The sequence below is a fragment of the Thermosporothrix sp. COM3 genome, assembly GCF_059696735.1.
Map to the genome: position 1 here is coordinate 5,818,837 of NZ_AP019376.1, position 21,531 is coordinate 5,840,367.

Here is a 21,531-nt window from a genome sequence, read left to right on the forward strand (position 1 = left end):
GGTTTTGTAAACCGCCGGCCGGGGGTTCGAATCCCTTCACCGGCTCTTTGATTCCAGGTGGCTTGATAAGCCACTTTTTCTTTTTTTGGTGTGTTGAAAATGTCAACATAACCGTTGCTCCTTCTTTGAAAACCGTTGTCTTAGCGTAAACAAAACCGCTGCTCTACCCCTGAGCTACACCGGCTTGGTTTTCTAAAAGGAAGTATACCATGTTTTATCAAATTTGACGCAAGTTTCTTTTATTTTTAGCCATTTAAGCAATACCTCACAATCTTTCTAATTGAGCACTGATTGTGCCCTTTTGCAATACTATTTTAGGCCGTGCAAGGCAAGGAGTAGATCAGAGTCTGTAGTTTGCGTTCCACAAATTTGCTCCAGGCAGGGTGGAAAGCCGATGAAGAGATGTGCAGAAACTGAAGACTACAGATACTACAGACTATTCCCTTAAAAAGTCTGCACTTTTCGCTTTAAGTTATTTGGGCTCAGTTTTCGATACCTGGCGGGGGCCTTTAAAGAATCTGCACTTTTTGCCAGAGTATTCTAAAAAAATGGAGGTTTGGCTTTTCTGATGAAGCTTCTCAAGCAACGTCATCCACACAATCTACAGAAACTGCAGAACTACAGAAACCAAAGAAACCCCCAAAAATTGTCTGTAGTTTCTCTTCCGTGCAAGGGGGTCCTACAAACAAAATTCTGTAGTTTCTCCTCTTTACCTGCAGCTTGCACTGGCTTGTAGAGCCAAACGAACAAAACTACAGAAACTACAGACTACAGAAACTAAAGAAACCCCTGAAAATCGTCTGTAGTTTTTACTCCGTGCAAGGGGTTGCCCCTCTTCCCTGGAAGATTCCTCATGTTGTCCGTACAAATGCCCTCTCTAATAGGATATCTTGTCATAACAAGACTGTTGTACTTACGACATAATTATATTCATAATAATATTATTATGATAATAATATTATTATTTAAAATAATAACTATTTTAGAATAGATAGCGTTGTATGGACATCCTGTACTGTGCCCCTTGCACGGAAGAGAAACTACAGACCATTTTCGGGACTTCTTTGATTTCTGTAGTTCTGTACTTTGCAACTTCATTGGCTTTATAAGCCAATGGAAGCTACAGACAGGTGCAGAAAAAAAGAAGAAACTACAGAAACCCGTCTGTAGTTTCTCCCTTGCAAGGGGTAGGCTCCGCTTTCACGCGTGGGGTGCTACAGAAAGTATATCTTTGGTGTCAGAGCCAGCATGACGACGCCAACGGGAAAACCCACAACGGTAGCGCAGACCATAAGTGCAATGAGAAGCCAGGACGTTCCGAGCCATGAACCAATGACACAGAAATAGAGAAGCCTGATGAGGAGAGGCAGCTTCTTTTTTTGTACATTGACGACGTTTACCACGTTTTGCACCTGGGGCTGAACCACTATGTGCTGAGGCGGCATCATCACCTGTTGTTGTGGATACAGAGGCTGCTGCTGCATCGGATAGGACGGCTGTTGCGGATAAGATGGCTGTGGCGCTGGATAGGGGTGTTGAAGCGGTTGTTGTGGCGCGTAGGGCTGTTGGGATGGCTGTGGATAGGTTGGCTGCGGTGGCGCGAATGTCGGTTGTGAAGTATATCCTGCTTGATAGTCATGAGAAAAATGCTCTTGTGATGAGGGATGTTGATACATAGGTTCCTCCAATGAATATGTACATTCAAATGAATATCGTCTTTTCACTTAAACGTAATGATGAGGCAAAAATAACATCGTTTACCTGTGTTGATTTCTTTGCTCCCTTGCTTTTTTGTTTCCTCTCTCAACGTGTATTTTTTCGTTGTTCATGCTGGCCTTCTAGCTGCTTCACTATAAGAGCCATCGCCTTCTCTCCTACCAGCTCCCTCAAACGGTTGTGGAGATTTGCTATCTGTTCCATTCGCTTTGTAATGAATGTGTGTTGAGATGTGCCTTGCGCCAGGCCAGACAGTCCACGTTGAGCTGCTTCATATTCCTCGCTGATCTGAGCCAGTAAACGTGTAACTTCGCTGTTTTGTGTCATTGCTCCCTCCAACCCTATGAACCATAATGGTTTTAATCATCCTGGTTATAAACATACGATTACCCACATCATGTTGTCAAACATCGTGAAAAATACCATGCTATTCTAAATCAAGGTGGCTTGGTAGACTCCTCTATAGTTGAACCAGGGGAGTCAGCATGCTATTTCGTTTAAAAGTCAAAGAAATCGCTCAGCAAAAGGGACTGAGTCAGAGGCAGCTTTTTCTACAGTCAGGGGTCGATATCACGATTATCAGGCGAATTTTCCACAATCCGCACACCAATATCACTCTGGAGACGCTCGCGAGAATAGCGAAAGTGCTGGAGACGGACATATCTGAGCTGGTTGAGAGCGTGTCAGGTGACGAGAAGAATGGCGAGGGAGTATAAGAGCCCCCTGAAGGCGTCGTAACATCGATATTTTGCGGGGATGCATAAATCTGTGCACCCCTGCAAATGTATGCCCGAATTTTGGCCAATTTGGGACGGTAGAGCGTATGTCAGCAGATGATTTTGTATTGTCTGCTTTCCTTGCTGATGACCTTGAAAATACCGAGATCATCGGGTGCAGGAGCAACAACTACAGACAATTTTCGGGGGTTTCTTTGGTTTCTGTAGTTCTGTAGTTCTGTAGGTTGTGTGGATGAAGGAGCTAAATGATGAAAACCCGACTACGAGTGAAAGAAATTGCCAAGAAGAAAAACATGTCTATGACGAGGCTGCACATAGAAAGTGAAGTCCCTTATTCAACCATAAGAAATATATTTAAGAATCCTTTCCAGGGTGTCACCACATACACCCTGACAAAACTTGCCAGGGCATTAGGCGTGGAGACGCGTGACCTTCTGGAAGATGTGCCAGATGAGGCAGATGAGCCAGCCGAATAAGCATTCCCTGCATGGCGAAAGCTGTGCAGGATGCTGGTAGAAAGCAGGAAGTACTGTCATCTGTACGAACATACGTAAGTATGATATAATAGGATTATCCCGTTACGTTCAACGGGGCAGGATTTTCGTTGTTAGTGAACACAACCACAAACAGAACAAGAAACCTGCGGGTGGTCAGGCCAGCGGGTTTTCTTGTTTTTTGGTGCAATCCCTCAAAGGGAATTTCCCCAAAATTGCCTGTTTTTCCCCCCAGACTACCAGATTGAGCTTTCAGCTTCTGTATGCCCCAAAATTTCAAAATTTTGGGCCGTAGAGCATTCATTAGCTTAAGATGTTGAGTCGTCAGCAGGAAGTTCACTGCCGATGAATTGTTGACGGGCATATTCACGCTGTTGAAGGAGAGGGCAACACGTCATCTGGCTTGTGGAGCCTGCTAGAGGCCAGTTGTTGACATGTTGACATTGTTGACAATAGGCGATTAAAAAAGGGGAGCGAAAGAAAATGTTGACAGAGCAGGGAATGTTGAAGAGATGTTGAAGCTCTCCTTCCACACGTAAACCAGCGCTACAAGCAGCCTGAACCGAATTTGTTGACATGTTGACACTGTTGATAGTGGAAAAGAAAATTCTCCTTTTCTTTTCGCAAGAAAAAATTCTCTAAATCATTATCTTGTCTGTACAAATAATAATAATAATAATACATAACATAATATTATTATTACGTTATGTTGTTAGTACAAATTAGTTTATTTTATATTATAGAGAAGTCTTTTTTTAAAGTTAATTGTCAACAACGTCAACATGTCAACAAAAGGGCTTCAATTCCCTGCTAGAGCCAGTTTAATCGTTGAAGAGGAACCTCAACACCATTCAACACAAAACCGAAGCGTCAACACTTTTCCCTCTGCTCTGGCAACAAAAAAGAAGCCCCTGCTGACCGTCGCAGGGGCTTGACACTATTTGAGCTCGATCACCAGCTCAAGAATTCGACACACATCAGCGGCAACCCACCAAAATTCTCCGTAGGTATCAAGCATCTTCTCAAATGCCCAGAGGGCTACGAATCTCGGTCTTATTGTTGAACATTTTATCTCCGCAATAGATATTGCGGCGTCGGAACGGCTCTGGCGTTCGTTCTATCAGATACTGAGTTTTGGCAGGGTAATACCAGGGAATAGGGAGCTTGAAGTTGAGAGTTTGCGGCCAGGACGGGCAGGGAACGTTGTATTTCTGGCAGAGGTACTCAACCGATGCGGCGCAAAAGGCGGCCCACTGGAGCTGTGAAGGGGTCGCCTGCTCTGGCAGGTGAATTGGTTCAGAGACAAGCTGAGAGCGATCATCAACGGAGTAGACGAACCATTCGTTCATGAAGTTTCCGAGAGCGATCCAGGGATCAACGCCCTGACAAATCTCTGCAAAGGCTCGTTTCATGGTTTGCTTCTGATAGTTCATAGACGTTCCCTCCTTATACCCATTATACGATATGAGGAGGAAGGGGAAAACTTACTGCGGGAAGCAGAATTCCAGCGTATTTCTGACTTCGTAGATCTGCTGTACTCGTCGCGAGAAGTGGCGATCCAGAAGCTGTTGCGCTTGCTTGCGTGTTCGTATTTTGAGTTGCTTTGCCAGGGCGTCAATGTCTGGTAGATCTTTTTGTCTTCCTGCTAGCAGCTTCAGTGCAAGTATGTACTCCTTTGGTGGCACATAGACTTCCAGGCATTTGAACCTTTTCCAGGGGACATACTTCCCGGGAAGGCCAAGCTCGGTGAGGAAATCATCAACCAGATCGTTAAGCCAGGTAACAGGGAGCTGCTGTTTCCTGGCAATGGAAACAACGGACTGCTTAAATATCTGGCGATCCTCAATATGCAGAAAGACAACATCGACATCGTTGGTCGCTTCGCGGTTGCGGATCTGGGTCAGCATGTACGCACCGCCAACGATCATGATTTGAACGCGTGACGTAAGTTGCTGTTTGCATAGCTCTTTGTCGAGTTCCTTGAGCAGCTTTTCAATGTCCTTGCGATTCATCTTTCATCTTCCTTGCTGTTTATATGCGCTGATACTTTGTGCTGTGGCTGGTCTGGAACTATGAGATTTTGCCGTGCTTGAGTAGCACTTCAAGCTGTGCCTGGAGCGCTGCAGTGTCGTAGTGCTTCATGCAGGAAGTACGAAGAGTGTTGACTGTCAGAGTCTCCACGCGCTCCAGGTGGCGCAGGTTTTCACGCTGAATGTGCTCAGGATTCGGCTCTTCCAGGAGCAGTGTCGGAGCTGGCGGCTGTTTTTCCCGCTGGCTCTGCGGAGTGAGCACGCTTTCAACGGTTCGCTTGTAGTGTTCAGCGGCGCGTAGCACCTGCTTGAGAGCCTCAATGTAGGGAACTGGCAAGAGGTCGCGTAGCCCTTGCAAGGGGGTCCGGGTCTGCGGTTGGTCGATTTTCTGTGCCTGACTCATTTTCGCTTCTCTGGGCTTCATGGCGAAGTAGGTTTGAGCTGCTGCAATCTCTTTTTTGCGAGGATCGCCGTTCACGGCTACCAGATAGCAGGCGTAGCGAGATAGATGGTAGTCTTGTATTGTTTTAAAGCCGCCATTGGGCATAGGGGATGTTTTAACGACGCCGTTAAAATGTTCTTCAGTTTTGTGACCACTGTTCTGACAAGCGAGCTTCGCCCGTTCAATGGCATCTTCAAAATTGTGCCATGCTGTATATCCCAGAAGTCCCTGAAGATCGCGAGCACTCCAATATTCGTGCTCGTTCTCAACACGGCGAATCTGATCGAAGGGTGATGACGATGTGTGTATAGATGGTGTAGAATGCACCTGTACTCTTCCTTTCATCTTGTTGAGTTAACATACGAACTTGCGTACAAACGACAGAATTGAAGAATCGCAGAAAGTACAGATTGTGGTATACTGAATCTGTACTTTCTTGGGTGTCCAGTGGAGCTAGTTTCTCAGGCTTGCGGAGCACTGGACACCTGGGCTAAGCGGCCTCTTCTTCTTCTGATTTTTTTTCTCTACTCAGTTGCTACTTCGCCTTGCTGCATCTTCTTTCAGCTTCTTAATGCGCTCAACATCTTGTGCTGCTAGATAAGCTCGTCTGTCTAACGGAAACCTACGTTTTTCCAGTTTAAGCACTTTTATGTAGTAGTATACGGTCGCACGTGTTACCTGAAGCTGATTTGCAACCTCTTCAAGAGGAATATAATTTTGTGCTGCCATCTCTCCCCTTTTTTTCTTGGTTCGTCTTTGAAATGTCATTGGAACCTCATTGAAGGTCCATTAACATTTTATAATACCATCTATAAAACTGTCAAATAATTTTGATGAAAATAAATTATTGTGGATTTTTATTGACAAGTGTAGAGAGGTGTTATATACTACTCTCAACGAGGATATAACCTCACAGAAAATAAAAAAGCGCGTCGCCTGCTCCCAATCGCCAAACCGGACAGCAGATCGACGCGGTACAAAATTGTACAAAGGAGATTCTATCAGATGACTACAGCACTCGCAACCCGCACATCTCGCAAGCAGGCCGTCCGCAAGCCCTATCATCCTGTCGTACTGATTCGTGTGTATGACAAGGCGACAGGGGCAGTCCTGGGCTACCTTGCCCCCTCTCGCGACAACTCCAAATACTATCAGGTGACATGCGACGAACATGGCCGCTGGCATTGCACCTGCCCGGCGACGTGCGAATGCGTGCACATTCGCGCCGTCAAAGAGATGTGCGAGCTTCGTGTGAAGCTTGGTCGCCCTGGTTGCAAACCCCCGATGCAGCCTGTCGTCACTGAGCAAGATGAGAGAGCGCAAGCCACTCCTGCACCGGCACCTTCCGAGCAGGATGAGAGAGCGCAAATCAAAACGCGCATTCAGCAGATAGAAGATGATTTAGCGTTGGGCTCTCTGATTGAAGGCGGACTTTCTGAAGAGGAGGTATCTCGTCTTCAGGACGAGATTTCTCAGTTGAAAGCGTTGCTGCAGACCACCGATCCTTTATCGCCATCCTCTCAGGCTGAAAGAGTCTCTCCGAGAATCCCATACGGCGTGAAGATAGGAAATACGCCGTCAGCGCCTGCAAACGATTGGCAACGTTGTGCACCACTCTCTTCCAGCTCTGGCTTTTCGTTCATGCGGTAAGAGCTGGACAAACCAGCTCCGTCCCTACAGATCAAAGAAAGAAGGACATATTATGACACTTGCAATCTGCTCGTCTCATTTTGTTCAGTGTATGACTTGCAAGCAGACTGTTCCAGCGGAGCAGGCGTCTGAGTATGGTATCTGTGAACAAACTGGCCGCTACGATGAAAATGGCCGGGAAATCTACCGTCTGACAAAAGAGGTTCAGTACCAGTGTGAAGCCTGCGAGATGGCCTATTTCGCATCATTGTGCTAGGTGGGAAGAGGGGAGTGCGATGCTGCATCTCCCCCCTTGCAAGGAGCAGGGCAGTTCCAGAGTCTGGCTCTGGCTTCCCTTTGCTCTCTTATTACTAGTATATTGTAGTTCTTTCTAACAAACTACTGTTAATGTGTTAAAATTGTATAAAGATTTGTAGGGAATATGAAAGAAACATTTGAACACCTTGCAAACATCTGTTCGCTCTCTTATAATGCTTACAACAGAACAAGCGAACGACTTTTTTAAATCTTATACTAAAATAACAATTCTTTCGCTTGTTTAACTGGAAGGCGTACATCATTGATTGAGGATGAACCTCTAGAAGGCCAGGTGTGCAAGATGAATGACGTCATTTATGAGACCGTTGATCATTCTGACGAAGAATATGAATTTATTTATTTTTCTGATGGAAGTGTTGGGATTGTAGATATTAAGAAAGTATGTACATTCGTGCTATCATCCAGCGAAGTGGAAAATCTTCGTCAATTTTTAAATGAGCGCTGTAAAAATTAAAAGGGGAGAGGGCAGAGCAGCCCTCTCTTTTCTTTTTTGTTGCTCTACGACACGCGCCAGAACTGCCACCATTTGCGCTGGTGCACCTGGCTAGAGGGCACATAGCGATCCTTCTGCCAGGTCCAACCGACCGGGCGCGGTGAAACCAGCGGTACGAAGTAAAGGGTATTGGCAAAGGCGTTGATCACTTCCTGCTTGACTTCTCCTCGCCTCTTCTCGACCCTGAGAATATCCCCATATACACGCCCATCTCTATACTGGCCAGTAGGCGCGATGAGCCGAGACTGTTGCTCCGCCATCTGATCGAGAAGATCTTGTTCCACATGATCCTGAGAAAAGGCGCAACCAAAAATCATCCGATCGAAGGGGGCAGAGTGGGGCAGACCTTCAGCGGCGTCGCCCTGCATGATGGTCACATTCTCTATGCCGAGTTTTGCCAGACGATCCTTCGCAAACTCGACGCGTTTGGGATCGCGCTCTACCGAGTAAACGTGCTTGCATAAGCGGGCCATGATGGCTGTTTGATACCCCGTCCCGGTGCCGCCTTCAAAGACAGTTTCCTTCCCTGTAAGAAATAACAAGGCACACATGCGGAAAATCACCCAGGGTTGACTGAGCAAGCCCGCCCGACCTCTATCTGTGTAAACATACGGCAAGAAGTCGCTCAGCTCTTCTGGCACGAAATGCGCTCTGTCAATCTCTTCAAACAGCTTTACAAGCTTCTCGGGATACGGGTGAAATTGTTTCGCGCTCTCCTTGATAATATCGAGAAAGGGCCTATCATGATCGATTCGTATAAACTGTGGTGGCATGTTTGCTACCTCCTTTATAGCAAGAGAGGAGGATGTCATACTCCTCTCTCTCAGTATACTCGTTTTAATAGTTCTCGTTTGGATCAAAATGTTCATATATCGACAGGTCTTCGTTCCCGACTCCTCCATCTTCTTCATCGCGCCGCTTGTAGGGCCGGTATTCCGTCGCCTCTGAATCATCCCACCCTGTGCCTTCATATCCACCTCCGCTACCTCCGCCGGAGATCTCCTCGCCATTCTGCGCCACCAATAAGCTTGCACCGATGGCATAGAGCAGTACAGCCCCTGCTGGCACCTGAGGCGAAAACTGGCGACGACCAGCCGTCGTCACTTCTGGCCTTCGCTCTTTCGTGAAGGTATGCAGGAACGCGTTCACGCACACGACCAGGCCGATACCAACGATAAGCGCGACAAATTTGCGAGCTGGTGACCACTCAGGACGGCCAACCTCACGAAGCCGCCCGAAGAGATACCGACCAGCCGCGAAAAAGCCCCGTTCACGGAGCTGCTCAAACGTCTCACGCGAAACGGACGGGCTCCCCCATGTCTCAGGAACCCGGTTTGCCTCATACAACGCCTGCAACCAGTCAGCGATTTTCTTTCTCATCCATTGAAGCATGTTCTGGACCCTCCCTGTCCTGTATGTGTGTCTTTTGATGGCACATGATGATTACATGATCGTCCCCTGATCGCGGGGACAACATTTCCGCGGCAAGCATGCGGGCCGTTTCTTGATCGATTGCGAGCACTTTGATATCGAGGATCAGCTCCGCCCGAAACAGAAAGATTTCCTTGCCCGGTGGTGGCTCCACAATCTCAGCGTCTGCCAGGGAGAAAAGCCCAGATTCCTCCCTCCCCAGAGGGTTACAGAAATACTGTTTCCCGTCAAACGAAGCGATCGTATAGGGTGTGTCAGGCTCATCGGCCTCATAGCCAATCACATGGACCAGCTCCCCTTGCATGGTGCGATACCAGCAGTCTTGACGAAACAACGCTTTACTCATGGGTTTGCTCCTGCTCAGAGAGAACGCCAAGTGCCCAAAGCATCGCAATGGCAAGCTGACGAGCATTCATAGTGACAAGCAGATGTATGAGCACCGTTGTGATGGACCAGTTCTCTGAGGAGACATCAGCAAGCAGCTCGATGACAACCCGTTTCTGTTGCTCTGGCGAGAGGTGTTTGACCGCTTGCAGAAGCTGTTCCAGGCGGTATTCTGGAATGCGTCGGGGATGGTGTGACGGCACACGTCGAAAATCGTCGCTCACGACCTCCGCGCCACACTCCCGGCACTTGTAGATGTCCAGATGCCCCCGTAAGAACCAGTACTGGCACGGCCCGTGACACGTCGGCTCAAAGCCAAAGATGTGCTGGTCAACCAGTGCAAAAATGGCGTCATTGCTCAAGGTCGTCTGCTTCATTTTTCTCTCCTTCCTTCTCGATCGATTTCAGTAGCTCTTTGTCCTGTTGTCGGTGTCCGATCCGTTCGAGAAACTCCCCAAGAAGCTGGTCGCCTTTCAGAAGCTGGATTCTGCACTCAAAATAGGCAGGATCATTTGCCGCCTCCAAAAATACGCGACGCGCTTCCTGAGGATCAGATCCACTGTACAGGGTATAATCGCCTGCTTTGACTGTGTAATCTTTCTCTACCATCAAATATCTCCTGTTTCTCATCTCTCAATCGTTGTATCCCTAAAGAAGTATAACTATCTATAATGAGAATACAAGCTGAAAATGCAATTTTGAATGTATGAACAAGCTTTCTTTTCTCCAATTTTTCTTCTTTCTACAGATTTCAACATCTCCTCAACAAGATGCCGTTTTTCCACTCGACAAGTATTTCTAATCATGCTATGCTAAATACCAGATATACAGTTTTGTGGTTTATTGTAAGAAGGGATGTAGGATTATGACAAAACGGTCTAAAAGATTAAAATTAATAGAAGCAAGGACAAGCAGGGATTGGACGCTAGAAACAGCTTCAAGCCACATAGGCTGTGCTCCTAATACGCTGAACCGTTGGGAATTAGGAGCCACCCCATCAGCCTATTATCGAGCCAAATTATGCAAGGTGTATGGATCGTCAAAAGAAGAACTAGGTCTGGATGACGAGAACATACCAATGCCTGTAAACACCACACAGGAAACACATAATCTTCAAACCTACATCCAAGCCGATCTTACAACTCAACTCATGGCAATAACATTCACTCCCTCTGAATCCTGCTGGATGCTACAGCAGGAGCTTTCACGTATTATCGATGAGGCAACAGAACCTATGCGAACAGAAGCATTACAACGGGTCGCATTACTCCCCTTACTGTTAAAAGGGAGATCTGACAAACGTACAGCAGAAGAAGTAATTCATGAGTGCGCGGCGGGCCTCACTGCTTGTGGTTATCTGGCGGCAGGCGAGCGAAAAGAAATGGAGTGTGCATACTCCGTTCTGGGAAGTTACGTGCCTCTCTTACAAGCAGCAGCACAAGGAAAGTATGAGCATGTAGCACTTGCACTTCTTTCTCAGACGTTCCAACTCAAGTCTAGGATCAGCTACCATCTCGAAGGAACAAAAAAAGCCTTGCTGTATGCGGAACAAGGAGTTTCCTATGCGAGACAAAGTCAGAACAGAGCGTCCCTTGTCCTGGCTCTCCGAGAATTAACCGGCGCTTATGAATGGACTTCGGGGTATCAGAAGATGAATGCTCTTCAGTATGCAGAAGAAGCAGCCTATCTGATAGAACAAAAGCGACACACGAAAGTTTCCCCCGTAATCGAGTCATGGGTTTACACCGGTCTGGCGAAATACCAGGCGCTCCATCGGAAGCCGGAAACCTTTGCATCCCTGGCGAAAGCCGAAGAAACCTTTTTTGCGAGGGAGGCAAATACAGAACATATTCCCCCTTACATTAATCATAGCCATGCCAGATTAATAAGGCATCGAGGAATTGCATTTGCCTATCTTGGTCGGCAAGATATCGCGTTGGAGACTTTTGGGCAGATCATTGATATCGAAAGTGGAAACTTCAATGCGAAATTGCCCGTCGCAGCCCGCACTCATCTGGGCATTCTGAGCGAAGCCATGTTTGCATCTCTCAAACTTCCACGAGCCAAAAAGGACAAAGAACTCTCCATCGCTCTCTGGAAAGCTGTTGTGCTTTTTGCGCAACGACTTCAAAGCGAAACCTATCTGAACGAAGCAAACTTGGGCTATCAGATCATGGAAGGGATCTGGTCGGGTGATAATGATATCATAGAATTACAGGATTTACTCATTTCCTAAAAAGCCTTCAAGAAGAAGGCTGCTGAACCAAACTCAGCAGCCTCCCTCTTCGCTCACAGCAACCTGCCCCTGATTCGTGGAGCAGGCCAGCACTTTCAGATCCTGCACTGCTTCAACAGCCATATCCCAAACATCCCATTGCGTTGCAACGGTACCGCTCACCTTCGCCTTTCTGACCTCTGAAGGACTGCAACCAGCATACCAGGCATTTGCACGGAATAGAGCGCACAAGAGAAAACTATGACAAAAAAAGAAGAGCACTATGGCGCCCCTCTTTTTTGAACGGTTTAGCAGAACTGTCTGAAGCGAACTTGGGCTATCAGATCATGGAAGGGATCTGGTCGGGTGATAATGATATCATAGAATTACAGGATTTACTCATTTCCTAAAAAGCCTTCAAGAGGAAGGCTGCTGAACCAAACTCAGCAGCCTTCCTCTTCGCTCTCGGTAGCCTATCCCCTTGCAAGGAGGAAACTACAGACGGGTTTCTGTAGCTTTCTTTTTTTTCTGCACCTGTCTGTAGTTTCCATTGGCTTTACAAGCCAATGAAGTCGCAAAGTACAGAACTACAGAAATCAAAGAAGTCCCGAAAATGGTCTGTAGTTTCTTGTGCCGTGCAAGGGGTACAGTGCAGGATGTCCATACAACGCTATCTATTCTAAAATAGTTATTATATTCATAATAATATTATTATCATAATAATATTATTATGAATATAATTATGTCGTAAGTACAACAGTCTTGTCATAACAAGATATCTTATTGGAGAGAGTATTTGTACGGACAACATGAGGAATCTTCCAGGGAAGAGAGGCAACCCCTTGCACGGTAAAAACTACAGACGATTTTTGGGTGTTTCTTTGGTTTCTGCAGTCTGTAGTTTCTGTAGTTTTGCTCGTTTGGCTCTACAAGCCAGTGCAAGCTATAGGTAAAGAGGAGAAACTACAGAATTTTGTTTGTAGTTTCTTTTTTTTATAACTTAGCTTTTGACAATTTAATTAAAGTTTTGACAAGTTAATTAAACTTTGGTATACTTGACTTCAATAAAAGCCTGCTTTATCCTGATGAGAAGGGCTGTGACCTAAGGAAAGGTTGCAGTAGGATAAAGGTTCAAACCCCTTTTCTTGAGAAGGAAGAGAAATAAATGAAAAGAAGGTCAAAGTTATGACAACTATTGAACAGATAAATAATCTCATTATTTGTCAAGGAACACTCCCTTTACCTCCCTCAATCAATCGATCCTACCAGGTAGTTTCTGGCACACGTCGCCTGGCCTCATCTCCGAAAGCAAAACAATTCAAGGAAGAGGCCGCATGGATGTTGCAGGCGAATGCTCAAGTGAACTGGGAGGCTGTTCGGGTAATCCGTGAAAATAAGCAGAAAACTCCACTTCAAATGACTTTAAAGTTCTACCTGCCATCACTATGGATGAGAGATATTGATGGCGGTATCAAAATCTCCCAGGATGCTGTGTTCAATTTTCTTGGCCTCAATGACAACCTGGTTGTCGATCTCCGCGCGGCTAAAGCTGTGGACAAAGAGCGCCCGCGAACAGAAATTGAAGTGTCCTGTAAATAAAGTTCTGCGAATAAAAAGGAGAATACGTATGGTTGCCGCACCCTCATCTCTTACCGCAAAGCAGGCGGCCATGTACGACCAGCGCGCCCGAGACTATTTTACCAACCTCAAGGCCGGTAAAAAGCCTCAAAACAGGCCCGATCTGGGGCCTGATTGGGAAGATGTGGCAGACATGCTAGAAGCCCCATATGAGAGAGCTAAAGGCGATCCAGAGGCGATAGAGAGGGTCTTTACAGCCCTTGCTAAAACGCATCCGGCTCTCGCTGATCTCCTTTCCACACCATCAGCTCCCCTTGCAAGGGCACAAGAGATCGGCTTTCCAGAATTGCCTGAACAGGCACACTTACCAGAAGAACTGAGTCGGGGGGCCTGCCAATACCTGGAAGTATATGAAGCTTTCAGTAAGCAGGCCTCGCCAGAGGGCTATGAAGCATACCATGTATTTTGTGGTATGTGGTTGCTTTCAACTGTAGCATCGCGGCGGGTCTACCTGCCTCTGCAAACGAAGCGCATTTATGGAAACCTCATGATTGCGCTCTACGGCAAGTCCAGTGTATTTGCCAAAAGTACAACCGCACAGGTTGCAGTGGACGTTTTGTTCAACGCCGGTCTGGGGCATTTGCTGGCCCCGAAGCGAGTGTCGCCCGCGAAATTGCTTTCAGATATGGCAGGCGTGCATATTCCAGCACAATATGAGGATCTGGATGCACAGGCGCAGGAACGGATCAGAAAACGGTTGTCGATGGCGGGCCAGCGTGGATTGTACTTTGATGAGTTTGGAAAATTCGTGCAGTCTGTTTTGAGACGGAACAGCACAAATGCTGAATTTGTCTCGTTATTCCTGGAGCTGGATGGCTGTCCATCAGAATTTGATTCAAGCACCATTTCACGTGGATCTGAGGTCATCAAACGGCCTTATCTCTCTCTGTTGGGTTGTATGACACCGCCTAACATTCGCGAAAATGCAGGATCTGGAGCTGATTTCTGGACAGACGGTTTCTGGGCACGATTTTCGTTTGTTGCGGCACCTCCTGTCACACCAAAAGATGCAACTCTGGAGCTTGGCGAGTTGCTCATCCCAGAAGAACTGGTCCGGCCCTTGCAACGCTGGCATGAGCGTTTAGGCGTGCCAGCTTGCGAACTGGAGCCTGTGACAGACAAGAATGGGAGTCCGACCGGCAGATACAATATCGTTCGTGAAGAGTTGCCAGAGACCCAGGCAACCATGTCATCAGAGGCATACGAGGCCTATAAACGCTATCGCACGGCTCTCAAAAAGCTGTTCTGGAGCTTCCCACATGAGGATTTTAATGCCAGCTATACCCGCTTGCCAGAAACGGCATTGCGGATGTCTTTACTCATGGCAAGTCTGGAAAACAACAACCATATTGAGCTGCGCCACTGGGCAAAAGCGCAGGAGCTGGCGGAAATTTTGCGCCTGAGTCTCCATGAACTGTATGCGCAGGTGAACTTACCCGCCTCGACAGAGACTGAAGGAGCCAAGCTTGAAGACGCTATCATGCGGATCTTCAAGCGACAGGGAGCGCTAACGTTAAACACATTGCGAACCTCATATCTCAAGAAATATTCTTCTAAGCAGCTAGAGGATGCTTTGAAGGCGATGATACGAGCCGGTATTGTCGAGAAATATGCGACATCTCACAGTGAGAAATACAGATTGAAGGAAGAGGAGCCTGAAGAAGATGGGACAGATGACAACTGACTATTACCGACTTTCGTCACTTGATGTCGAGATCTATGCGAACCAGCTTGCAGCCTTGCTGATTCGACAAGCGGTGGGATCGAAAGAGACGCAAGACTATCTGAGTGGCTTCAATGCCTTAGATCAGGAGCGAATCAAGAATGAGCTTTTGAAAATCATAAGAAAGCTGGATAGACGATAGGAGGAAGCATGTGGCGTATACATCTGCAAAGATTGACCTGGTAACATTGATTGAGCAAAAAGCGGGAATAACGCTAACCCTTGAAGCCAATCACTATGAATTCGGGCCTGAATACTGGGGGTCATGCCCGTTCTGCAAACGCGGAGATAATCGCTTTCATGTATGGCCAGAGGGATCCAGGCCGCATTATTGGTGCCGCATTTGTGGTAAGGAGGGGTCTGCACCCTGGTTTTTGGTTGAATATTGCAACATGTCTTTCGGTGAAGCATGTGAGGAATTAGGAATTGAGGATGATGATATGTCTACCTATACTGCCCCTTCTCTCGCTCAATTGGTGAACAATAACAGACCACCTCACCAGGCCTGGCAGAAAGCCGGGAAGGAAATTGTACAGATGGCCACTCATTATCTGTGGCATTCCTTGCAAGGTCGAGAGTCCCTTCATTATTTGATAGGGAGAGGGTTGACTGAGGAAACCATAAAGAAATATCACCTGGGCTATATGCCGCTCAAGAAAGATGGAAGATGGTATATGGACAGCTTTGAAAACTGGGGCATAGAGCCGACAGAAGAGCAAAAGAAAAAGGGTGGGGTACGCGTCCCCAATGGGATCATTATCCCCTGGTTCGAAGGGGATCGGCTTTGGAAAATAGCTATCAAGAGGCCGGGTGAAAAAATGGACTATGGTCAGGTTATGGGCAGTGCTGAAGGACTGTATGGAGTACATACGATTAGGCCAAACGCGCCTGTCGTGATGGTAGAGGGAGAGTTTGACTGCTTGTCAGTGCTGCAAGAGGCAGGCGACATTACCGGTTGTGTCGCCACCGGGAGTGCTACGCGAGGGCGCTTGATGCGTTGGATTGCAGAGCTATCGCTTGCCTCTCATGTGCTGCAGGCGTTCGATGCGGATGAAGCGGGCTATCAGGGAGCTGATTACTGGCTCCGCGTCTTGCCTAATGCAATACGTTTTCCACCATTCGGCTATAAAGATGTCAATGAGATGCTTCAGAAACTGAACACGGAACGTGATGGCTACAGCGTTCGGCAATGGGTGCAGGACGGCATCTGGGCTGCACAGTTGCCGCCGCCCGATGCGCCGCCGGTGATATCGGAACGGAAAGCTGAGACTCCGATAGGCCGACCGGAAATCCAGCGCGCTCTTGATATCCAATCTGAGTACGAGCGCTTGATTGGCTCAGAACACGTCATGACGCCCGATGGCCCTGGCCGTATATGGGATATGAGCCAGCTCCGGCAACATATAGAAAGAGATAAGATCAGGGTTACGCTGGATCATTTGAAAGGTGCGCCGCCGCCTCATGGAGCTACGCGGCTCTACCCTTGCAAGGATCTCATGTTAGAACCTGCGCAAATTGAGACATTTTGAAGCTTTGTAAGGTTAACTTTATGAAAGTTAACCTTACTGTTGTAATCTTGGTTCTCTGATGGTATAGTTTTACAAGGAATTGTATACGTATGCAATTCCCTACCCCGATTCCCCTGCTACCATATCCAAAGAGAGGACCGACCAGAAATGACTGATAAGAAGGAAGAACGATCTGAACAAGAAGAGCAGTCCGAGGTACGTATAGTATATGATCCGGAGCGTGGTGAGGAGCGGCGTGCTTTGACTCTACAGCAGGCCCAAAGAAAATTGGGCATATCTTACACAGCACTGCTCCCTATCCTCAAAAGGAATAACGTGAGAAGGTTCAGACTAAAATTTGGGAAAGAAATTTTTGTCTGGGAAGATGATGTGCTCGATCTTTTAACTCCTCAGTATATTGATGAGGAGCAAGAAGCATAAAAAGACCGCCATTCTCAGGCGGTTTCTTCGCGTTGTTTTGCTGCTTTTCGGGCTTTCTTTTGTTCAAGTTTGGCCTTATGCTCACTGATGAGATCAGATGCTTCGCCTTTGGTCATTCCGTCTCGTATTGGAATGCGGTACCAGCGAAGCATCTTTGCTTGTTTGCCTGCGGGATCAAGCGGCTGGCTTCTCCAGGCTGCGTTTCTATCTAGCAGTTTGACTGAGCCTGGATCTTCCAGAAGCTGATGTGCTCGCTTCTCAGCGTATTGAAGTGCGTAATCAAGCGGCTGTGCCTTGAGCCAGCGCTGTCCCTGGAAATCAGGTGCGAGACGAGCGCAAACATCATAGAGCTGAGTCCATCCAGAAGAAGAGCATGGAACTAGAGCTATGCGGTGTTTGCGAGGTCCCACTTCTAACACATACAAGCCTCCAGGCTTCTCCTGCCATTCAGGCAGAGCGAACAGATCAATCTCCTTATCTTCATGCCGTCTCTCGTTGAGTTTGCGAATGAGAGCGCGTTTCTCGCGTGCCTCTTGTTCTGCTTTTTCTTTCTCCTCTCGCTCTATTGCTTCTGTGAGCAGCTCGCCACCATTGATCTTTAATCCCAGAGCCTTGCTAATATTTTGCGGTGACAAGCGGAGCCTGTAGCAATTGTCTGTGATGTCCAATATGAGGCAGTATATTTTGTTCGGGGCGCGTCTCGCTCCTCTCCCAATGCACTGAATGTAGAGACTGTTACTTTGCGTAGGCCGCGCCATAATGACGCAGTCTACTGCTGGCAAGTCAAAGCCCTCAGTTAAAACTAAGACATTTGTGAGTACCTTCAAAGATCCATCTCTAAGCTGACTATAGAGTCTGGCACGCTCCGTGAGGGAGGTTGTGCCAGAGACGACAGCGGCAGGAATACCGGCCTGATTGAACGCTTCTGCAACATTGTGAGCATGTTCTACGGAAACGCAGAAGCAAATAGTTCTACGTCCTACGGCATGTTCCTGGTATGCCTCGACTATTCGCTGATTCCTCGCAGGTGTGTCAATAGCGTTTTCAAGTTCCTTCTGGTTGAAGTCAATTTCGCCATCGGCATTTCTGGAAGATTTAATGTTGTCTAGACTTGTCTCCGTTCTAATGGCGATGCTGCGGATATCAGAGAGCAAGCCCTGCTGGATAGCATCTTTAATGTCCATTCGGAAAAGCGGTTTTCCGAAGATTGGTTCTAGAGATTTGCCGTCCAGTCGCTCAGGTGTCGCGGTGACACCGAGTCGGAACGCATTAGGAAGAGCATTGAGAACCTTCTGATACTTTGGTGCAGGCGCATGGTGGCACTCATCCACGATGATGAGCTTGTAGTTGAACTTATGAAGGTTCTTCAGGTGCTTGTCGCGGGAAATAGTGTCGACTCCCGCGACAGTAATCGGTGCGCCCCACTCGTAAGAACCCCCGCCTACCTTCCCTACTATTGCAGAGCTGTCAACCATTTGCAGCTTTTCACGCGCCTGGTCAAGGAGTTCGTCACGATGCGCCAGGATGAGGATGTTGATGCTCTTCAGCTCCCTTGCAAGGGAACTGAAGAACACGGTTTTCCCCCAGCCAGTAGCGGCGACTATTAATGCCTTGCCGTCCTCTGGTCGTTGCTTGTAGGCTGTAAGGACAGCTTGCAGAGCCTCTTGCTGATCGGGACGAAGTTCAATCATTTCGTGTCTCCTCCTGTGTCTCCTGAGGAGTTTTTGTAGCGCGCTGGCGAGCCTGTTCAAGATAGGCCTCTACGTCTGAAGCTTCGACTCGGTATCGATTTCCAATATTCGCCGCTCTCAGCTCTCCTTTGTGTATCAGCTCGAGTACTGTTTGCACATGCAAGTTCAAGCGTCTTGCAACATCTTTGGTGGTAAGTAGATGCTCCATTGTCTTTCCTTTCTTGTACTTTGATTAAGTTGTAAAAATAATACCACATTTTACTAAAGTATGCTATAGTATTGACAAGTTAATAAAACTTAGTTAAACTTAGCAGTGTGAGGTGTTTGGTTCTTACATTCTGTCTGTTCCCCTCGAACCAGACATCTCAGAAGTTTTGAAAAGTTTTGAAGAGAAGAAAGGTAGATGAACACATGGCAACGAAAGTAAATCCTCTTGATCTGATCGACAATGAACTTGCAAAAGCAGCAGCTCCAAAACCAGCCTCAAAACGCCCGGTTTTTCTCTTTTTGAAAGAGGGACAGAAAGCACTGGTTCGTCCTCTATACAATCTGGATCAAGTGATTGTTCTGCAAAAACATAACAAGTTTGCTCCAGATGCTGAGAATCGCGTGAACGCAGTTTGCGCCGCTGAAATTGGCAAACAATGTGCATACTGCCAGCGCGCCGTAGATGACAAGAAGCTGAATGCTCATACGGTTTTCTACTTGCCTATCTATGTGTACAAAGTCATCGACACCCATACCGGGCAGACGATGACGTACAAAACGGTAGAGGATGGATCAGAGGTGGAAAAGCAGATAGCTGGTTACCGTGTGCTAGAACTGACGAGTTTTGGAACCGCGGGCATGATTCTGAAAGCGTTCCGAAGCTATATGCGCGATCCTGATAGTGGCGGCTCTATTACTGGCTGTGATTTTACCATTGAGCAGGTCGGCTCTGGGCAAAGCAAGGCCTTTGTGGTTATGCCTAAAACGCCAACAGCTCTAGCCTCCCAGATTCAGGCTGCTATTCCAGGCCCTGACCTTGTGCGAGAGCGCATTCTAGAAGCGTTGTCGCCTGCTGTTGTTGAGTCACGTTCCACGCCTGTCGCGCCTGTTCCTGAGGTGGATGATGACATTCCAGAATTCTAATAAGCCCAACTTGAAAGCTCTGGCCGCTTTACTGCGGCTGGAGCTTGATGATATGTTCAATTCCTGGGAGGCTTCCAAACCTCTCAGGACAGGTGCACCTCATGCCTCTGCCATTCTGGTGCCTGAGTCGGAATGGTGTCCACGGCGCCATGTGCTTCTGGCTCTTCATCCTGAGCAAGCAAGGCGTCCTGAAGCAAAGCCCTGGGACGCCTTGCAGAATGCAGTCTTCTTGCATGGCTGGCACCTGCATGAGAAATATCAAAAGCTCTTCTCTGACTTTGCCCGTGTGATTGAAGTCGAGAAGAGCCACTTCGATGAAACCCGTTTCTTGCACTTCACTCCTGATGCAATCATCCAATTTGGTTCTTACAAACTGATCGTGGAAATAAAGGGGTATAAGCAGGAAACCTGGCAGGCGCTTGACGAGCGTGGAAATCCGCCTGAAGCAGCCTGGCATCAATGTAATCTTTATTGTCACCTGTTGAATATTCCCTATGGTCTGGTGCTGGTTGAGAATAAAAATACGCAGAAGGTGAAAATGTGGGCAATTGAACATGATAAAGAATTGGCCCAGCCCTATACCAGGAGGATGTATGAGGTGGTAGGCGGAGTGATCAAAGCCCAGAAAAGCGGGCGTCTCCCTGCAAGGAAATGTACTGCTCCTGATGAGCCGCGAGCACAAAAATGCCCAGTGCGTGAGCTCTGTTTCTCTCTAAAGAATGGAGCTGAGATATGACAGAAGAGCAACTATTGCAAAAGATAGTGCAACTATTGCAAAAGATAGTGCAAGTGTACAAGGAACAAGAGCAAGAAATTGCAGCCTTGCAGGGGTTGGTGCGTAAGCTCCAGGCTTTTGTGAGCAAGTCATTGCCGCCGCCGGATGATAAGGAAAGTTGGGAAAAAGAAAAAGAATGCTTAGATGCTTGGGCTGAAACCTTGCAAGGGAAGGGAGAAAATCATGCTTAGAAAACCGATCCTATCCGCCCGTCAACGGGCCGCGCTGAGGCGAGAGCAGCTCGCTGATATGCCGACTCAGATCACCAGCATAGTCAGGCCTTTTGAAACCGAGCCTCTTTTGCCTGTAGATTCGCAGGGCCGGCCATATGTGCGGATTGAGTCTCAGGAGCGGGATACCTTGAAGCTCGTTGAGCAAGCCGTTGATCAATACGTGAAAGCACGGAAAACATTCCCTTCGGTCATATTGTTGTCTGCAATTAGATTCTTGGAGATTGGCTTTTCGCTGAAATACTACTACCCGCTAGAAGTTAGGGGACTTGCGATCCCCTACCGGTATGATCCGGCGGGAGCTGGCTATGACGTGTTGTGCAGGTGAGAGATTTTCAAGGAGAGAGGAATGATGGAAGGAAAATTAGAGGCAGACGCACTCACGCGTCTCAAAAACGCGCGCGATGCGTTTAAGGCCTGATCGAGGTCAACTTTGTCGCCCAGGAAGCAGGTTGGGGGGAAGACGAGCGTGAAGCGTATGTTC

General features: G+C 47.6%; 30 protein-coding genes. 15 read left to right on the forward strand and 15 right to left on the reverse strand.

Annotated elements, in window-relative coordinates; genetic code table 11:
* Positions 1-1,214: 1,214 nt before the first annotated feature.
* Complete coding sequence (locus tag KTH_RS24885; protein ID WP_497621492.1) at positions 1,215-1,676, reverse strand: hypothetical protein; 462 nt, start codon at positions 1,674-1,676, stop codon at positions 1,215-1,217.
* Positions 1,677-1,803: 127 nt separating this feature from the next.
* Positions 1,804-2,043, reverse strand: coding sequence for a hypothetical protein (locus KTH_RS24890; RefSeq protein WP_497621493.1), 240 nt, complete (start codon positions 2,041-2,043; stop codon positions 1,804-1,806).
* A 158-nt stretch (positions 2,044-2,201) separates the two neighbouring features.
* Here KTH_RS24890 and KTH_RS24895 point away from each other — a divergent pair, with 158 nt between their 5' ends.
* Positions 2,202-2,432: a helix-turn-helix domain-containing protein gene (locus KTH_RS24895; protein WP_111325496.1), complete on the forward strand. Its 231-nt coding sequence runs from the start codon at positions 2,202-2,204 to the stop codon at positions 2,430-2,432.
* A gap of 266 nt (positions 2,433-2,698) precedes the next feature.
* Positions 2,699-2,929 carry a helix-turn-helix domain-containing protein gene (locus KTH_RS24900; protein WP_497621494.1) on the forward strand — a complete coding sequence of 77 codons (231 nt, stop codon included), beginning with the start codon at positions 2,699-2,701 and terminating at the stop codon, positions 2,927-2,929.
* A 326-nt stretch (positions 2,930-3,255) separates the two neighbouring features.
* Here the strand turns inward: KTH_RS24900 and KTH_RS24905 are convergent, their stop codons facing one another.
* The 5 genes from KTH_RS24905 to KTH_RS24925 all read right to left on the reverse strand — a co-directional run bounded on the left by KTH_RS24905 (position 3,256) and on the right by KTH_RS24925 (position 6,148).
* Positions 3,256-3,525, reverse strand: coding sequence for a hypothetical protein (locus tag KTH_RS24905; protein ID WP_497621495.1), 270 nt, complete (start codon positions 3,523-3,525; stop codon positions 3,256-3,258).
* A 444-nt stretch (positions 3,526-3,969) separates the two neighbouring features.
* The gene (locus tag KTH_RS24910; protein WP_497621496.1) at positions 3,970-4,380 is read right to left on the reverse strand and encodes a hypothetical protein; all 411 of its coding nucleotides are present in this window, start codon (positions 4,378-4,380) and stop codon (positions 3,970-3,972) included.
* Positions 4,381-4,431: 51 nt separating this feature from the next.
* Complete coding sequence (locus KTH_RS24915; RefSeq protein WP_497621498.1) at positions 4,432-4,959, reverse strand: hypothetical protein; 528 nt, start codon at positions 4,957-4,959, stop codon at positions 4,432-4,434.
* Between the two features lie 58 nt (positions 4,960-5,017).
* Positions 5,018-5,746, reverse strand: coding sequence for a BRO family protein (locus tag KTH_RS24920; RefSeq protein ID WP_497621499.1), 729 nt, complete (start codon positions 5,744-5,746; stop codon positions 5,018-5,020).
* A gap of 201 nt (positions 5,747-5,947) precedes the next feature.
* Positions 5,948-6,148 (reverse strand): MerR family transcriptional regulator, encoded by a 201-nt coding sequence (locus tag KTH_RS24925; RefSeq protein WP_497621500.1) that lies wholly within the window; start codon positions 6,146-6,148, stop codon positions 5,948-5,950.
* A 276-nt stretch (positions 6,149-6,424) separates the two neighbouring features.
* On the opposite strand from KTH_RS24925, the gene KTH_RS24930 reads away from it, so the two are divergent.
* The 3 genes from KTH_RS24930 (at position 6,425) to KTH_RS24940 (ending at position 7,841) form a co-directional block, all read left to right on the forward strand.
* Positions 6,425-7,069: a hypothetical protein gene (locus tag KTH_RS24930; RefSeq protein WP_497621502.1), complete on the forward strand. Its 645-nt coding sequence runs from the start codon at positions 6,425-6,427 to the stop codon at positions 7,067-7,069.
* Positions 7,070-7,121: 52 nt separating this feature from the next.
* Positions 7,122-7,325 carry a hypothetical protein gene (locus KTH_RS24935; RefSeq protein ID WP_497621504.1) on the forward strand — a complete coding sequence of 68 codons (204 nt, stop codon included), beginning with the start codon at positions 7,122-7,124 and terminating at the stop codon, positions 7,323-7,325.
* Between the two features lie 342 nt (positions 7,326-7,667).
* The gene (locus tag KTH_RS24940; RefSeq protein ID WP_497621506.1) at positions 7,668-7,841 is read left to right on the forward strand and encodes a hypothetical protein; all 174 of its coding nucleotides are present in this window, start codon (positions 7,668-7,670) and stop codon (positions 7,839-7,841) included.
* 44 nt (positions 7,842-7,885) lie between these two features.
* Here KTH_RS24940 and KTH_RS24945 read toward each other — a convergent pair whose 3' ends face one another.
* The 5 genes from KTH_RS24945 to KTH_RS24965 all read right to left on the reverse strand — a co-directional run bounded on the left by KTH_RS24945 (position 7,886) and on the right by KTH_RS24965 (position 10,304).
* Positions 7,886-8,653: a protein-L-isoaspartate O-methyltransferase family protein gene (locus KTH_RS24945; RefSeq protein WP_497621508.1), complete on the reverse strand. Its 768-nt coding sequence runs from the start codon at positions 8,651-8,653 to the stop codon at positions 7,886-7,888.
* Between the two features lie 64 nt (positions 8,654-8,717).
* Positions 8,718-9,272, reverse strand: a complete 555-nt coding sequence (locus tag KTH_RS24950; protein ID WP_497621509.1) for a hypothetical protein — start codon at positions 9,270-9,272, stop codon at positions 8,718-8,720.
* The gene (locus KTH_RS24955; protein ID WP_497621511.1) at positions 9,241-9,657 is read right to left on the reverse strand and encodes a hypothetical protein; all 417 of its coding nucleotides are present in this window, start codon (positions 9,655-9,657) and stop codon (positions 9,241-9,243) included. The genes KTH_RS24950 and KTH_RS24955 overlap by 32 nt, the downstream gene beginning before the upstream one ends.
* Positions 9,650-10,072, reverse strand: a complete 423-nt coding sequence (locus KTH_RS24960; protein WP_497621513.1) for a hypothetical protein — start codon at positions 10,070-10,072, stop codon at positions 9,650-9,652. Before KTH_RS24960 ends, KTH_RS24955 begins: the two co-directional genes overlap by 8 nt.
* Positions 10,047-10,304 carry a hypothetical protein gene (locus KTH_RS24965; protein ID WP_497621515.1) on the reverse strand — a complete coding sequence of 86 codons (258 nt, stop codon included), beginning with the start codon at positions 10,302-10,304 and terminating at the stop codon, positions 10,047-10,049. The genes KTH_RS24960 and KTH_RS24965 overlap by 26 nt, the downstream gene beginning before the upstream one ends.
* 256 nt (positions 10,305-10,560) lie before the next feature.
* Here KTH_RS24965 and KTH_RS24970 point away from each other — a divergent pair, with 256 nt between their 5' ends.
* Positions 10,561-11,931, forward strand: coding sequence for a helix-turn-helix transcriptional regulator (locus KTH_RS24970; protein ID WP_497621517.1), 1,371 nt, complete (start codon positions 10,561-10,563; stop codon positions 11,929-11,931).
* Between the two features lie 33 nt (positions 11,932-11,964).
* On the opposite strand, the gene KTH_RS24975 is transcribed toward KTH_RS24970, so the two are convergent.
* A complete protein-coding gene (locus KTH_RS24975) occupies positions 11,965-12,093 on the reverse strand; it encodes a hypothetical protein (protein WP_497621519.1) in 129 nt (42 codons plus the stop codon).
* A gap of 1,002 nt (positions 12,094-13,095) precedes the next feature.
* On the opposite strand from KTH_RS24975, the gene KTH_RS24980 reads away from it, so the two are divergent.
* From KTH_RS24980 to KTH_RS25000, 5 genes are all read left to right on the forward strand, one after another.
* Complete coding sequence (locus tag KTH_RS24980; RefSeq protein WP_497621521.1) at positions 13,096-13,509, forward strand: RusA family crossover junction endodeoxyribonuclease; 414 nt, start codon at positions 13,096-13,098, stop codon at positions 13,507-13,509.
* Between the two features lie 28 nt (positions 13,510-13,537).
* On the forward strand, positions 13,538-15,232 hold the full coding sequence (locus KTH_RS24985; protein ID WP_497621523.1) for a DUF3987 domain-containing protein: 1,695 nt from the start codon (positions 13,538-13,540) through the stop codon (positions 15,230-15,232).
* A complete protein-coding gene (locus KTH_RS24990) occupies positions 15,213-15,413 on the forward strand; it encodes a hypothetical protein (protein WP_497621525.1) in 201 nt (66 codons plus the stop codon). Before KTH_RS24985 ends, KTH_RS24990 begins: the two co-directional genes overlap by 20 nt.
* 10 nt (positions 15,414-15,423) lie before the next feature.
* Positions 15,424-16,800: a CHC2 zinc finger domain-containing protein gene (locus KTH_RS24995; protein ID WP_497621527.1), complete on the forward strand. Its 1,377-nt coding sequence runs from the start codon at positions 15,424-15,426 to the stop codon at positions 16,798-16,800.
* A 147-nt stretch (positions 16,801-16,947) separates the two neighbouring features.
* A complete protein-coding gene (locus KTH_RS25000; protein WP_497621529.1) occupies positions 16,948-17,220 on the forward strand; it encodes a hypothetical protein in 273 nt (90 codons plus the stop codon).
* A gap of 14 nt (positions 17,221-17,234) precedes the next feature.
* Here the strand turns inward: KTH_RS25000 and KTH_RS25005 are convergent, their stop codons facing one another.
* Entirely contained in the window at positions 17,235-18,911 is a 1,677-nt protein-coding gene (locus tag KTH_RS25005; RefSeq protein ID WP_497621531.1) for a DEAD/DEAH box helicase, read from the reverse strand.
* Positions 18,904-19,119 carry a helix-turn-helix domain-containing protein gene (locus KTH_RS25010; RefSeq protein ID WP_497621533.1) on the reverse strand — a complete coding sequence of 72 codons (216 nt, stop codon included), beginning with the start codon at positions 19,117-19,119 and terminating at the stop codon, positions 18,904-18,906. The genes KTH_RS25005 and KTH_RS25010 overlap by 8 nt, the downstream gene beginning before the upstream one ends.
* A gap of 203 nt (positions 19,120-19,322) precedes the next feature.
* On the opposite strand from KTH_RS25010, the gene KTH_RS25015 reads away from it, so the two are divergent.
* From KTH_RS25015 to KTH_RS25030, 4 genes are read left to right on the forward strand one after another with little or no spacing between them, the layout of a single operon-like run.
* A complete protein-coding gene (locus KTH_RS25015; protein ID WP_497621535.1) occupies positions 19,323-20,042 on the forward strand; it encodes a hypothetical protein in 720 nt (239 codons plus the stop codon).
* Positions 20,020-20,778 (forward strand): PD-(D/E)XK nuclease family protein, encoded by a 759-nt coding sequence (locus KTH_RS25020; protein ID WP_497621536.1) that lies wholly within the window; start codon positions 20,020-20,022, stop codon positions 20,776-20,778. Before KTH_RS25015 ends, KTH_RS25020 begins: the two co-directional genes overlap by 23 nt.
* Positions 20,775-21,008: a hypothetical protein gene (locus tag KTH_RS25025; RefSeq protein ID WP_497621538.1), complete on the forward strand. Its 234-nt coding sequence runs from the start codon at positions 20,775-20,777 to the stop codon at positions 21,006-21,008. The genes KTH_RS25020 and KTH_RS25025 overlap by 4 nt, the downstream gene beginning before the upstream one ends.
* Positions 21,001-21,375, forward strand: coding sequence for a hypothetical protein (locus tag KTH_RS25030; RefSeq protein ID WP_497621539.1), 375 nt, complete (start codon positions 21,001-21,003; stop codon positions 21,373-21,375). The genes KTH_RS25025 and KTH_RS25030 overlap by 8 nt, the downstream gene beginning before the upstream one ends.
* Positions 21,376-21,531: the final 156 nt, after the last annotated feature.